Annotated in this window: 12 protein-coding genes and 1 pseudogene; 5 read left to right on the top strand and 8 right to left on the bottom strand. The window is 55.4% G+C overall.

Going from position 1 to position 12920, the window contains the following annotated elements; genetic code table 11:
* Nucleotides 1-26: 26 nt before the first annotated feature.
* The 5 genes from AUR04nite_RS13340 to AUR04nite_RS13320 all read right to left on the bottom strand — a co-directional run bounded on the left by AUR04nite_RS13340 (nt 27) and on the right by AUR04nite_RS13320 (nt 3552).
* On the bottom strand, nt 27-1253 hold the full coding sequence (locus AUR04nite_RS13340) for an MFS transporter (protein ID WP_141365879.1): 1227 nt from the start codon (nt 1251-1253) through the stop codon (nt 27-29).
* Nucleotides 1229-1669 (bottom strand): MaoC family dehydratase, encoded by a 441-nt coding sequence (locus tag AUR04nite_RS13335; RefSeq protein WP_141365877.1) that lies wholly within the window; start codon nt 1667-1669, stop codon nt 1229-1231. The genes AUR04nite_RS13340 and AUR04nite_RS13335 overlap by 25 nt, the downstream gene beginning before the upstream one ends.
* Nucleotides 1670-1671: 2 nt before the next feature.
* The gene (locus AUR04nite_RS13330) at nt 1672-2118 is read right to left on the bottom strand and encodes an FAS1-like dehydratase domain-containing protein (RefSeq protein ID WP_141365875.1); all 447 of its coding nucleotides are present in this window, start codon (nt 2116-2118) and stop codon (nt 1672-1674) included.
* 110 nt (nt 2119-2228) lie between these two features.
* Complete coding sequence (locus AUR04nite_RS13325) at nt 2229-2510, bottom strand: hypothetical protein (RefSeq protein ID WP_141365872.1); 282 nt, start codon at nt 2508-2510, stop codon at nt 2229-2231.
* A 100-nt stretch (nt 2511-2610) separates the two neighbouring features.
* On the bottom strand, nt 2611-3552 hold the full coding sequence (locus tag AUR04nite_RS13320; RefSeq protein ID WP_170184209.1) for a DUF2797 domain-containing protein: 942 nt from the start codon (nt 3550-3552) through the stop codon (nt 2611-2613).
* A 279-nt stretch (nt 3553-3831) separates the two neighbouring features.
* On the opposite strand from AUR04nite_RS13320, the gene AUR04nite_RS13315 reads away from it, so the two are divergent.
* Nucleotides 3832-4551 carry a GTP pyrophosphokinase gene (locus tag AUR04nite_RS13315; protein ID WP_141366047.1) on the top strand — a complete coding sequence of 240 codons (720 nt, stop codon included), beginning with the start codon at nt 3832-3834 and terminating at the stop codon, nt 4549-4551.
* An 85-nt stretch (nt 4552-4636) separates the two neighbouring features.
* Here the strand turns inward: AUR04nite_RS13315 and AUR04nite_RS13310 are convergent, their stop codons facing one another.
* On the bottom strand, nt 4637-5041 hold the full coding sequence (locus AUR04nite_RS13310) for a MaoC family dehydratase (RefSeq protein WP_218024687.1): 405 nt from the start codon (nt 5039-5041) through the stop codon (nt 4637-4639).
* A gap of 750 nt (nt 5042-5791) precedes the next feature.
* Here AUR04nite_RS13310 and AUR04nite_RS18445 point away from each other — a divergent pair.
* Nucleotides 5792-6586 carry a tyrosine-type recombinase/integrase gene (locus AUR04nite_RS18445; RefSeq protein WP_141365865.1) on the top strand — a complete coding sequence of 265 codons (795 nt, stop codon included), beginning with the start codon at nt 5792-5794 and terminating at the stop codon, nt 6584-6586.
* Between the two features lie 228 nt (nt 6587-6814).
* Here the strand turns inward: AUR04nite_RS18445 and AUR04nite_RS13300 are convergent, their stop codons facing one another.
* Nucleotides 6815-7822, bottom strand: coding sequence for an Lrp/AsnC family transcriptional regulator (locus AUR04nite_RS13300; protein WP_141365863.1), 1008 nt, complete (start codon nt 7820-7822; stop codon nt 6815-6817).
* Nucleotides 7823-8010: 188 nt separating this feature from the next.
* Between AUR04nite_RS13300 and AUR04nite_RS13295 the strand changes: the two genes are divergently transcribed.
* The 3 genes from AUR04nite_RS13295 (at nt 8011) to AUR04nite_RS13285 (ending at nt 12549) form a co-directional block, all read left to right on the top strand.
* Nucleotides 8011-9384, top strand: coding sequence for an MFS transporter (locus tag AUR04nite_RS13295; protein WP_170184208.1), 1374 nt, complete (start codon nt 8011-8013; stop codon nt 9382-9384).
* Nucleotides 9381-10553 (top strand): amidohydrolase, encoded by a 1173-nt coding sequence (locus tag AUR04nite_RS13290; RefSeq protein WP_141365858.1) that lies wholly within the window; start codon nt 9381-9383, stop codon nt 10551-10553. The genes AUR04nite_RS13295 and AUR04nite_RS13290 overlap by 4 nt, the downstream gene beginning before the upstream one ends.
* Before the next feature lie 520 nt (nt 10554-11073).
* Nucleotides 11074-12549, top strand: a complete 1476-nt coding sequence (locus tag AUR04nite_RS13285) for a cation:dicarboxylate symporter family transporter (protein ID WP_141365855.1) — start codon at nt 11074-11076, stop codon at nt 12547-12549.
* A 162-nt stretch (nt 12550-12711) separates the two neighbouring features.
* Here AUR04nite_RS13285 and AUR04nite_RS18175 read toward each other — a convergent pair.
* A pseudogene (locus AUR04nite_RS18175) lies at nt 12712-12920 on the bottom strand (class I SAM-dependent methyltransferase); the annotation flags it as partial.

Genomic DNA, 12920 nt, shown 5'->3' with positions numbered 1-12920 from the left:
TGGGAAGTACTTTCGGTCGAAATTCGTTATTCAGCAGTCTTGGCCCGGTAGCCGGCCGCATTGTTTGACAGGGCAAATGCCACCACGACCAGCACCGCGATGCATCCGAGCGCCGGCAGCAGGCCGATCGCCCCGGCCAGCAGGCCCAGCAGCGGCGGGCCGCCGAGGAACGCGGCATAGCCGATGGTGGAGACCACCGATACGCGGGCCGCGGCATGGACCGGGTCGTCGGAGGCAGCGCTCATGGCTAGCGGGAAGGTCAGCGCTACGCCCATGCCCCAGATGGCCAGGGCGATGAAGGCGAGCACCAGGTTCCCGCCGAAGGCGAAGAGCAGCAGGCCAACAAAGGCGAAGACCGCGCTGACGCGGATCATGAAGACCCTGCCCCTGCGCAGGATCATGTCCCCCGAGAGCAGCCGGGTCAGCGTCATGGCGGTGACAAAGGTTGCATAGCCCAGCGCGCCGGTGGCCTCGCTGGTGTCGTAGCCGTCGGCGAGCGCCAGCGCCACCCAGTCCCCCGCTGCGCCTTCGGCGAGCGCCATGCCCAGCACCAGCACACCGAGCAGCACGGTTTGCGGCTCTTTCCAGGTGTCCTTCAGGGACTTGCTGTTCGATGCGCTGTTCGTGCTCGAGCGGCTCGAGTCCTCGCCAAAGTAGCGGGCCGAGTAGAGCACGATGCCGATGACCAGCAGGCCCATGAGCGCGTAGTGCACGCCCAGCGGCAGCGCAATGGCCGCCGCCCCGGCGCCGATGCCTGCGCCCACGACCGTGCCGATGGAGAAGAAGCCGTGCAGGGCGGGCATGATGCTGCGCTGCAGGGCCCGCTCCATGGCTGCGCCCTGGACGTTGGAGGCAACGTTCCAGGAGGCGGAGCCCAGGCCCTGGATGAACAAGATCAGGGCGGTGAGCGTGGTGGAGTGCAGGATGCTGGCCGCAGAGCCGACGCCCAGCAGCCCTAGCCCCGAGACCGTCGCCCCGACGCGCATCACATTGGAGGCGCCGAACTTCATCACCAGGTGTCCGGCAAAGGAGACGGAGATGAAGGAGCCGGCGCTCATGCCCAGCAGCAGCAGGCCGACCTGGGCGTGGTCCAGTCCCAGCCCGTCGCGGACGGTGGGCAGGCGGGAGACCAGTGTTGCCAAAATCAGGCCGCTGGCCAGGTAGGCGGCCATCAGCCCGTTTCTCCAGTGCTTTACAGCCGCCGGAGCGTCAGGTGGCGGGGTCTGGTTCAGAGCTGCACCACTGCCTGGCATTTGAGCAGCACCTTGGCGCCGTTGGCGGAGACCGCCAGGTCGACGCGGGCGGTGCGGGCCTCGGCGTCCAGTGCGCCGATCTTGCCTTCCACCTCGATGGTGGTTCCTTCAAAGTCCGACGGGTTGGTGCCTTCCGGGTCCTCGACCACTACCGGCTTGGTGAAGCGGGTCTGGTAGTCGATGACGGCTGCCGGGTTGCCCACCCAGGTGGACACCAGATCGATGACCGAGCCCATGGTGAACATGCCGTGGGCGATGACCGATGGAAGCTCTACCTCCTTGGCGAAGCGCTCGTTCCAGTGGATCGGGTTGAAGTCTCCCGAAGCTCCTGCGTAGCGGACCAGGTCTGCGCGGTTGACCGTCACGGTGTGGGTGCCGATGACCTGTCCCTTTTCAAGGGTGTCGAAGTTGATCATGATTAGTCCTCGGCTCGTACCAGAAGGGATGAAACGGTGGTGGCGATCTTTTCTCCGCCCACGGTGGTGATTTCCGCGCGGGTGGTGATCATGGCGCCTGCGCCCATTTCGCGGATCTGGTCCACGTAGAGTTCGGCGAGCAGTTCGTCGCCGGCAACGATGGGGCGGTGGTGGGTGAAGCGCTGGTCGGCGTGCACCACGCGGGAGAAGTCGATGCCTGAGGCCGGGTCTGCGATCAGCTGCGCGTCGGCGCGCTGGGCGATGATGATGGCGAAGGTTGGCGGTGCGACGACGTCGCTGTAGCCCAGCTTGCGGGCGGCTTCCACGTCATAGTGTGCGCGCGAGGTCGCCTTGGTTGCTGCTGCGAATTCGCGGATCTTCTCGCGTCCTACCTGGTAGGACTCGCCAGCGGGATAGATGCGTCCCGCCAGATCAGGGTTGATGCCCATTGATTCTCCTGAATGTGGTGACTTGTTCGGGTGGTGCGGCCGCCTGTTGCTGAGCGCTGTGCCTTGCGGCCCGGCCGCGGAAGTTCGGTTCCCTGCCTGGGACAGGATTTCTAGCTGCCGGACTTGTTCTGTTTGTCCTTCGCCTCGCGGGGGTTTCTGACCAGCTCGTTGGCGATGCGCCAGTTGCGGGTGTCGCGTGCGCGGACTACCAGCCCTGCAAGATGGCAGATCATGCCGACTGCCAGCAGGCCAATGGCAACATACACGACGGGGCGGATATGGCTCAGCGAACCGATGATGGTCAAGATGATCCCCAGTCCAATCAATCCCATCGCAGAAAAGACGAGCTTTTTGTAGTGCGGTGAGGCCGCTTCCCAGGGAGTGTTGGTCATAGCTTCCAGTCTAGTTCAGTCGCTCCGCGCGGCGCTGGCGCCATTGGCCCATTTCTGGTGAGAACGCCCACGCAGTGTCGGGAAGATGTCAGCGCAGCTTCTAGAACAGCGCGGACTGCTCCTGCTCGAATTCGCCGTACTCGTCGCTGAGCGCGACATTCCTCGTTTTCAGCTCGGCTGCATCGATGAGGCGCAGGCTGCTCTGTTCCCCCTGGTCGACGAGCAGGCTCTGCCCCAGTACTCCGCGGAGCCTGAACTTCATGGTGCTGTCGGCAACGGCTGCAGTCCATGTGTGCAGTGTGCGCGCGTCCCATGCCGCAACAACCGGTTGAGCGAAGTTCGGCTGTTCCCAGCGTTCGTCGCGCAACTCGATTCCGTAGGCGTCCAGACCTCGCTGGCTGCTGAGGAATCCGCGGGCCTGCTGGGCCAAGTTGCTGTTCAGCTCGTCGAGCTGTGCATAGTTGAATTCCCAGCTGGTCAGTCCCTTGATCTTGGACTTCTGCCGCACCTGCTGGCTGAGGCCGACATGTTCGGTCACGAGATCTTCGAGGACTCTGATCGCGGCTCCGTCCGGAGCCTTGGCGATGTATCTGGCAATGACGGCGCCCTGTTGTGCCAGGCGGCTCCATTTGCTCTGGGTGGAGGTGGTTCCCACCTTGGTGGCGCCGTGGGCAAAACTGGCGATGTAGAGGAAATGCGGCTGCTCCAGATACTTCTTCAGGCCAGCTGGTGCTTCACCTGTCTTGTGGAAGTGGTGCATGAACTTGGTCTGGTCCAGCCTGCGGCACCCCTCGCATTGGGTTCCTGTGCGGATCGCCTTGTTCTTGGGGCAGGGAATCGTGTTTCGGCTGCCATCGCCGTTCATCGTGACGTATCCCAGACAGAATTTGAGTTCGCCGACGCTGACTCGCAAGTGGCGGTTTGCTTCCAAAGCTTCGTTGATCCAGGTATCCCCTCGGCGCAGCCTCAATGTGGGTGCCGGCTCGTGCTCAGAGAAGCTGATCCCATGGCACAGCTGCCGGCCTGCATTCTCGAATTCCATCTGCTGCCTTTCCACGATGAGTCGCATTCAACCCTAAGGCAGAGCCTTACGTGCTGCCGAACTAGAAACCATGCCAACAAGAAATCTCTGATTTTGTTGCACTGTCGCTATCCGTATTCCTAGCACGGCGCTCTAGTATGAGGTCAGAAGCCATCAAACGCTGTGCACGATGGTGTTAGACAATTAGAGGTGATCGAGATTTCAACTCAAAACTCAGACTCAGGGGCATCCGGCCCGGTAACAGTTCCGGTAAGCGCTATTGCTAACCCCGAACTGCAGATGATGGCTAAGAAGTTCCAGCAGCAGTTCCAACGCTTCATGATGGAGCATCAGTTTGCTGTGGATGAGATCCTCACCAAGGTGTCCATTCTCCGCGAAGAATTTCTGTATCTTCACAAGTACAACCCGATCGAACACGTCAGCTCCCGGGTGAAGTCCCCGGAGAGTATTGTCCGCAAGGTTGCTAAGCGCCAGATTCCCCCGACCTTCGATGCCATCCGCGAGAACATCAGCGACATTGCCGGCGTTCGAATCACCTGCAGTTTCGTCAAGGACATCTACAAGGTGCTCAATACCTTGACTTCCCAAAATGATCTCAAGGTCATCCAGATCAAGGATTACATCAAGAATCCGAAACCCAACGGATACAAAAGCGTCCACGCCATCGTACAGATTCCGGTGTTCCTGTCCGAAGGCCCTGTAGATATCACCGTTGAAATTCAGATCCGCACCATCGCTCAGGATTTCTGGGCGAGCCTGGAACATAAGATCTTCTACAAGTACGAAGGCGAAGTTCCCGAGCATCTAGTTGAAGAGCTAGCTCGGGCAGCCCGGGTGGCGGAGAAACTGGACATGAAGATGCAGCGGCTGCATACGGAGGTCCACGGCCACGACGTCAACAGCCAAGAAAACGACGATAACCGAGGCTTTGACGATTCGGTTCTCAAAGAATTGCTGATGATTGCGCAGCAAGGCGCCAAGCCCGCTGATAACGAGTAGAAAGGCACTAGTTGAGTGCCGTTTCATCAGACATCTGTTGAAGCGGCACTCATTGCTTTATGCAGAACCTTCTGCCGGTGCGAAGCTAAATTCTCTCGCTTGGCATCACAAGGCTTTTCGACTCGGCCATCACGCAAAGTTCCCCAGTGCTATTGCGCAGTTCTCCATGCAGTGAGATCAAATCTCCCCCTAGCTTTGATGCAGGTTCGATTTTTTTGATAACCCAATCGGCCGTGACTTGATCGTTTGCCAGTACTGCTCGACGAAATTGAAAATTGAATTCTAGGCCCAAACCGGTGCCCCGCTCTGTCAGGTATGATCCTACCATTCCCATCATCAACGCCGAGTAGTGGGTACCGCTGACGATAAGACCGCCAAACCGGCTGTTGCGTGCAAATTCTTCGTCGTGGTGCAATGGGCTGTAGTCGCCAGCAAGAGCAGCAAATTGTTTGACGTTCTGGGCGTTGAATTCGAACGTCTTCGTAAACACCTCGCCGACACTATACGTAGTACTTGGCAAAAGTCTCCTCCTTTGATGCGGTGCCTTATTCATGGGACGCAAGCCGAAAGAAAAGCTTGAAAAGGAGTCAAGAAACGGTCAACGTACTGTTCCGAGCACTTTACGATGCCCTCTGGCTGTGTTCGTCCCTTTGCGGACACACTCTGATCCAACTGTAGCGTCCGCTGGGGTGACGCAAAGAAGCCGAAGTTGCTGACAAGGGCGCCCGCAGTTTTACAGCATGGAGGCTATTGCGGAAGAAGGACCCCGAGCCAGCTCGGGGAGGGCTGGTCAGGTTGGACAGATTCACTGCTAAAACCTGCTGGAAATGGTGGTTTGAGTCGGAGCTCTCCCCGGCCGAGGCACCACTTCTGTCCTTTAGCCCCCTATAGGCTAGGCAATCCCATTTTCACCGAAAACGAGCAGGCCCTGACGTGGACACGTCAAAGTCAGGGCCTTAATTTCGGTAGCGGTGCCGGGACTCGATCCCGGGACCTCACGATTTGAAGTTTTAGAGCGCTCTTTCACTAATGTTGGATCTCTAAAATTCATTTAGACCCGGAAATTCGTTACTCAATCCCGCACTCGTGATATTTAGCTCAAACCGTGAAAAAGCGACCTCAGAACCACTCTCAATTAAGAACCTTTCGATCTTCAAAGATGAAGATTGACAAGGGGATTCTCACGAATCCCCTTTTTTCGCATTTAACCGGTTCTTTCAGAGGAGAGTAAGAAGGTGGATTGGGAACCACAGTAATCGACTGGTTAGATTGGCTCAAAGTTGCCAGGCGTGAAGATACGGTAAAAACACGTCAATACTGGATCGAGAGATTCCGAAAAGAACACCAGCACGTTTTCGAAAGCCCATTGGATGTGCCGACAGGCCAAATTGTTCGATGGCTAACAAATCCGTCCTGGGAACCACAAACCCGACGAAGCGTGGCAGCTACCATCAGGGGTTTCTACAACTGGATAGAACTCATGGATGAAGACATCAAGAACCCGACGACAAAGCTTCCGTCCATCCGGGTTCCACGCGGAATTACAACACCAGCGCCCCACGAAGTGATTTCCCGGGCGCTTTCACGATTTGATGATCCAGAACTGCAGAGACTGGTGGCACTTGGGATATACTCCGGCCTGCGAAGAATGGAAATCACGACGCTATACACCAGCAACATTTGGGGGTCTAGATTAAAGATCGTTGGCAAAGGCGGCAGGGAACGCCTCATTCCAATTCACGACGGATTGGCTCCACACCTATTTGAGGTGAAGTCAGGATGGTTCTTTCCTAGAAGATACACAGGACACCGTCATCACGACTTCATTGGCCGAAGAATTCGAACGGCACTCGGGAAGCCATGGCACACACATTCACTACGCCACCGCTTTGCTACGGATTTATACACGGCCACCAAAGACATTCGCGCCGTTCAACAACTCCTCGGCCACTCTTCAATTTCAACAACCGAAATTTACCTCATGCTCATGACAGATGATCTTGACCTAGCGCTACAGCAACTACCTCGGTATTAGGACGCAAAAGCATGATGATCAAATAGGAGCGCCCTGAACCTTTCAGCGTTACACGCGCTTCAGGTTCAGGGCAACACATTCACATTGACCTTCAGTGTGTTCATCCTGCTTGCCCCTTCCCTAAACGTTCTCGATCTCAGCAATTCGAAAGCAGCTCTCTGGATTCACGCATACCCAGCTAGTGAACGCAAAGTAATTTTGACATCCCAGCGTAGAGAAAACACCTGCTTACACCAATGGAATTGCCAATCCTTTGACACGACGTCCTGCATCATCAAGGATCTGCCCACCACGTTTTAAGGTTTTCAGTGCAATAAACCGATCCTGAACATAACTTTGCGGTGACAGTTTCTGAACTGTAATTTCATGGACATGGGAGGCATTCAGATCACGCAACCAAAACGTGGCGGCAAGATTCGACGAGTCAATCGTCCTTGCGCTAACCCTGCAAGCAGAGTCGTTGGCTAGAGCCTGGCCAACTTGATCCACGTCGATAGGGGGCACCGACCAGGAGATATTGAAGTCCTTTAACCCTCTGCTCGTCAATTCACCGCTGTCACAACGAAACGCTACTAGTCCACTGGCTACGAGCCTATGCACTCGTCGCTGAATAGTTTGAGCTGAGACGTCTAGAAGATTTGCTAGGTGCTGCCAGCTCTGCCGAGCGTCGATAAATAGGAGTTCAACGATTGCAGTATCGAGGCCATCTGGTTGAAAGTACCCAATTTCAGCGGTTTCAGATTCATTGAACTTTTGCTTATCGACTGCAGCGAGGGTACCGCTGCTCCATTCATTCGCTTGACGGTAGATCTTAGAAATGGGACTGATGTGTCGGCTTCGCACTCCGGGCAGTCTCCTGAATATCGTCTGCAACGCATCCATTCCGGCATGGTGTGACGCCGCGAAATAGTCGACATGAAATTGACGATGGTGGGTAATAAGCGCCACGGTGCCAAATGCTGGTTCAGCACAAAGCGCCTTTGCGAGCTCATCCTCCTGCCCTGGTTCGCATTCAATAGCAATGAAGGCAGACCACCCTGTTTCCAAGAATCGAGCTCCAGGTATAACCGTTGTCCATGCCACTCCTTCCGATTGCATCAGATCCCAGCGTCGCGCAACGGTAGAGCTGGAGACACCTAGGATTTGCGCCAGTTTAGTGAATTCGACTCGCGGTTGAACTTCAAGAGCGCCGACAATGGCAAGATCCAGCTCCGATCCAATGGAGTATTTTGGCATTACTGACTCTTCTTTGGAGGAAATCTAACATTTTGGAGAAAGCTCACGGATCATTTTTACACTTGTGATGGTTGGCACACAAGGTGCCTCGCATCACTTCAAGGTTGGGAATGACAATGGACAAACCTATATCCTCTGTGGCCAAGACGGCACCTAGGGGTACGTTTATCGGGCTGTTAATAGTTCTAGTGACGATTGAATCTCTCAGTGGCGTTGTACAAGGCTTTCTTAACCCGATACTCCCGGCGCTGGGCCCAGTGTTCGACATTGATGCCCCGACGATCAATGGCATTTTCCTCATCGCCAATGTGAGCTTTGCAGTCCTCACGCCGTTGATCTCACGGTTAGGTGACAGCTTCGGATATAAACGCGTCCTACTCATTTCCACCCTGCTTGTAGCCGCCGGCGTAGGTCTGCTGTCTTTCGTCCCAAGTCTGACCGCAATCATTATCGGCGTCATCCTGATCACCTGCGTCGTGGGATTCATTCCACTAATGATGGGCATATTGCGGCTTTCACATCCCGATGAAACACGACGAGGCGTCAGCTATTTGATCGGCACCCTAATGGTCATGGTCGGTCTCGGCGGATTGGTCGCGGGTATTTTGGGAGCCGTAGATCCTCTGCGTGGATTCTGGGTCGGGATTCCATTCGCGGTGGCGGCAATTATCTGCGCACTGCTCTTGCCAGATGTTCCTAGGCCAGACAAGGAGCCCATCGCGATATTCCCCATGGTCAGCTGCCTGCTCGGAATCATCCTCTTCATGGCAGGATTGTCAATGGCACCCGACTGGGGATGGGCATCGTGGAAAACACTAACCTGCGTGGTACTCGGTACAGGGCTGTTGGCGACATGGGCCTTGATGGATTCACGGTCAGACGATTCGATACGGCGCTTCACTGATCTGAGGATGCTCAAGCTGCGTTCTATTCGAAGCGTATCAATAGCGACTTTCTTCTTCGGTTTCGCATCGATTAGCTACTTCGGCACCAACGGTCTTGTTCTTCACTCTGAACGTGCGTCGACCGGCTATGGATTTGATTTCTCTCCCATGGTTATCGCAGTAATACTCGCGGTGACTTCCCTGTTCTCGCTGTTCTCTTCGCTCAGTGCTGGACAGATGATGAATCGGATTTCTGAACGCGCAGCGCTGGTTTCCTCTGGTGCGCTTTTGGCTTCAGGGTTCGTGGTGTTCCTTATCGCCGGCGACACTTTGATTGGCTATCTTGTTGGTTTCAGCGTCTTCAACCTTGCGCTCGGTTCTTACCAGAGCGCAACGAGAGCTCTCAGCGTTGAAGGTGTTCCGGTCGAAGAAACATCTTCGGCGGCTGGCATCAATGAGCTGGCATTGTCGGTTGGTATTGCCTGCGGGGCTGCCGTCATCAAGATGCTGTCTAGTATGAACGTCGATGCACAAGGTGCTATCACGGCCAATGGCATTCACGTCATCTGGGGCACGCTAGCCATTGCAGCAGCCATTGCTGCCTTGGCCGGCAGCCGCTATCCCAAGCGCCAGTTCACCCGACCTATCCGACAGGCAGAAGGGAGCGACATCCAGTGAGCACGAATCCAGGACTATCAGGATTGATGGAACAAATTACCGCTTCTCTTTCAAAGATCAAGAACGAGGTTGTCGAGTTAAGTCATCAGATACATCAGAATCCTGAACTCAGCGGAGAAGAATTCTTCGCACGTAAATCAACTATTGCTGTCCTGCAGAGGCATGGATTTATCCTGGACCGACAGCAACCCAGCGCTCCAACCGCCTTCAGTATGCGTAAAGGTTCCGGACAATTGGTCGTGACCCTTTGCGTTGAATATGATGCGCTACCAAACATTGGGCATGCTTGCGGCCACAACGTCAACGCTGCGTCCAGCGTGGCGGCGGCCATCGCTCTTAGCGAGCTCTGCGAAGAAATTGATATCACGGTCCACGTCCTTGGAACACCTGCAGAAGAGAGTCATGGTGGCAAAATTGATTTGCTCAACGAAGGTTTCTTCGACACCTCGCACCTGGCCATGATGGTTCACGCTAGCGGCGAAGATACCGTTGGGAACAGTTCTCTCGCCTTGAATGCTTGGGATATCACCTTCCTCGGTAAAGCAGCTCATGCCGCCGCTGCTCCAGAGCTGGGAACGAATGCTCTTGATGCCGCCAGTGTTACCCAGCATGCTATTGCACTAGCCCGGCAGCAATTGCCGCCGAATTCGATCGTCTCGCTCATAGTGCTTCAGGCAGGAAGATCCGTAAATATCATTCCCGACGAGAGCAATTTGAGAATTGAAATGCGTGCGCCCAGCCGCGAGCAACTCGACCTCATCAACCAGAAAATACGCAACTGTCTTGAAGCCGGCGCATTGGCCAGTGGATGCCGTTTGCAAGTACAAGAGCGTGGACACACTTTTGCTGAGCTACGCCAGGATCCTTTCCTTTCCACGGCTTATGCAACGGCTCTCTCCGAGCGCGGACGGCTGGCGGTCGTCAATGATTCCCCTGTCGCTTCAACAGACATGGGCAATGTTTCACTGGCTGTCCCTGCAATCCACCCGATGATTGGTTACGACGTCCAATCGGCAGCCCACCACACGCGGGAGTTTGCGCACTACGGAACTACAGCTCAAGCCGATGCTGCAATCATCGACTCGGCATACGCATTAGCTGGTGCAGCGGTACGTGCAGCGGTTGATGCTGATCAGCGCACGCGATTGCTGAGTCGAACTAAGCATTAGTGTGCGCTGGTTTGCCCTCGAGTGTGGCACCTGGACACTTGCTAGGCAATACAGCATGGTGTATGCCGAAATGGCTAGACAAAATCCTGCCAAAGATCCAAGTTGAAGGTTCAGCGCTCAATAAGGAGACTGCCTTCAAAGACAACTCTGAATTGATCTCTGCCGAGAAGGTGAAAACGTCGAGAAACCGGAGTGAAACGCTAGTCGTTCACCCCGGTTTCTCGCATTTCAGCCCCTAGTTTCGTGTCGCTCAGCTACCTTGATCTACTGAAACTTCAAAATGGCACGGCCTGCAGAATGCAAATCCATTTTCCATTTGGTATACGGACTGAATCCTACGAAGAAGCGAGCCCATGACCCAAGGAGAGGGGTGCAACACCATACACCCCGAAGCCACAAGCCGTCTTTCGTATTGTGAAATTTTGATCCCGTGTTGCGAAATGATGTGAAGTGGCTTACATTGATATTTGTCATCAAATACGGCACATATCTCGGAGAGAAATCTTCCTCAGGAGCAGCCATGAAAATCAAGTCTGCCGACGACTTCAAAGTCGCCGAACCAGCACCAAAAAAGCCCTTCTACACCTCCCTGTTCTTCCAGCTTGGCGTTGCCATTACTGCAGGTGTTCTGATCGGTCACTTCTTCCCCAACATCGGGTCGCAACTCCGTCCACTTGGCGACGGATTCATCATGTTGATCAAGATGATCATCGCCCCATTGATCTTCCTCGTCATCGTTACTGGCATCGCAGCGGTGGGCGACGTAAAAGCTGTCGGCCGCGTCGGCGTCAAGGCACTGCTGTACTTCACCTGCGCCACAGTGTTTGCTCTGATCTTCGGCCTAATCATCGGCAACATCTTCCAGCCGGGCGCCGGCCTGAACATCGACCCTTCCACGCTGGACGCGGGTTCGGTTGCGGAAAAGACCGGCGAAGCAAAGGGTGCCGCCGACTTCATCCTGGGCATCATCCCAGTAAGCGTGATCGGCGCCTTTGCCGACAATAATCTGCTTCAGGTGCTGTTCTTCTCGGTCTTCTTCGGTGCAGCCATCGTAGTTGTCGGCCAGGAGCGCTGCGCTCCCCTGTTAGCGGTATTCGAGAACATCCTCGAACTGATCTTCAAGGTCATGTCATGGGTCATGCGCGTTGCTCCGCTGGGCGCTTTGGGCGCCATGGGCTTCATCATTGGCCAATACGGGATTGAAACGCTGGGAACCTACGCGAAGCTTATCGCCGCCTGTTACTTAGCCGCACTGTTATTCATCGGCATTCTCTTCATTGTCGCTTGGAGCATCGCTCGTGTTCCGCTGTGGCAGTTCCTGAAGTACTCCCGAGAGGAATTCCTCCTAGCACTGGGCACCGCGTCCACAGAGTCAGTGATGCCTCGCATCATGACCAAGCTGACCAACGCAGGTTGCTCCCGCGCGACCACAGGCCTGGTAGTTCCCACCGGTTACTCCTTCAACCTGGACGGCGCTGCAATTTACCTGTCGATCTCACTGCTCTTCCTTGCCCAGGCGTTCGGACACAGTCTCAGTTTTGGCCAGCAACTGGCCGCACTTGGCGTTCTGCTGCTGACTTCCAAGGGCATGGCTGGAGTTCCGGGTTCATCATTCCTCGCGCTGTCGGCCACCGCGGCCGCTTTGGGTATCTTCCCCGTGGCAGGCGTGGCCCTGCTGCTAGGCGCGGACCGAATCATGGACTCCATGCGTGTAGCCGTGAACCTGTTGGGCAATTGTGTGGCAACTTTCGTTGTCGCCAAGTGGGAAGGTCAATTCGACCGCGACGCCATGAAGCGTGCATTCGCCGGTGAAATCACCAACGAAGATTCAGCCCGCATGCTGGGCCGGGACGACGAATGGGAAGCCATGGAGGCAGAGCGCATCGCTAAGGGCGAGGAGCCTTCACCGAAGTTCGGCGGTGGACCAACTCCAGATCAGCTTCCGCAAATCGATGTTAAGCATGCATCCGAGGTCGATACGATTGAAACCAAATAAAACAGGCGCAATCGGTCGAGAAATTTACACCTAAATATCAACTGAAGGTTTTCCCGATCACGCATACGTTCACGGCATTCTGCTAAAGAAACAACCCGTGCACAACGAAGTCGCATGTCGGTAGGTCCCACAATTTTTGTTGGACATACCGACATGCGACTTTCATTTCTGTCGTAGTGCTATTCGTTCGTTATGCGGTTGCTGACGTCTACAGTCGCGAATCTCATAGATTAGAAGCTCGAGAACTCCACCAGGCTTAAGCACTCGACGAATCGAATTCCAGTCGGGCTGCACGTGGTGGCGTGAAGTCACCAGTTCGAAAGCCGGGTCAGGAAAAGGCATCGGGTTCTCATCCGTCGTTTCCACTACCT

It is taken from the genome of Glutamicibacter uratoxydans (assembly GCF_006539925.1).
Classification (GTDB): Bacteria; Actinomycetota; Actinomycetes; order Actinomycetales; family Micrococcaceae; genus Glutamicibacter; species Glutamicibacter uratoxydans.
Note: the sequence above shows the minus strand (reverse complement) of the source record. Positions and strands in the feature narration are given on the sequence as shown.

Bases quoted from the DNA above. Each gene is read 5' to 3' on its own strand.
- AUR04nite_RS13340 (WP_141365879.1), bottom strand. From the start codon at position 1,253: ATGCCAGGCAGTGGTGCAGCTCTGAACCAGACCCCGCCACCTGACGCT.
- AUR04nite_RS13335 (WP_141365877.1), bottom strand. From the start codon at position 1,669: ATGATCAACTTCGACACCCTTGAAAAGGGACAGGTCATCGGCACCCAC.
- AUR04nite_RS13330 (WP_141365875.1), bottom strand. From the start codon at position 2,118: ATGGGCATCAACCCTGATCTGGCGGGACGCATCTATCCCGCTGGCGAG.
- AUR04nite_RS13325 (WP_141365872.1), bottom strand. From the start codon at position 2,510: ATGACCAACACTCCCTGGGAAGCGGCCTCACCGCACTACAAAAAGCTC.
- AUR04nite_RS13320 (WP_170184209.1), bottom strand. From the start codon at position 3,552: ATGGAATTCGAGAATGCAGGCCGGCAGCTGTGCCATGGGATCAGCTTC.
- AUR04nite_RS13315 (WP_141366047.1), top strand. From the start codon at position 3,832: ATGATGGCTAAGAAGTTCCAGCAGCAGTTCCAACGCTTCATGATGGAG.
- AUR04nite_RS13300 (WP_141365863.1), bottom strand. From the start codon at position 7,822: ATGCCAAAATACTCCATTGGATCGGAGCTGGATCTTGCCATTGTCGGC.
- AUR04nite_RS13285 (WP_141365855.1), top strand. From the start codon at position 11,074: ATGAAAATCAAGTCTGCCGACGACTTCAAAGTCGCCGAACCAGCACCA.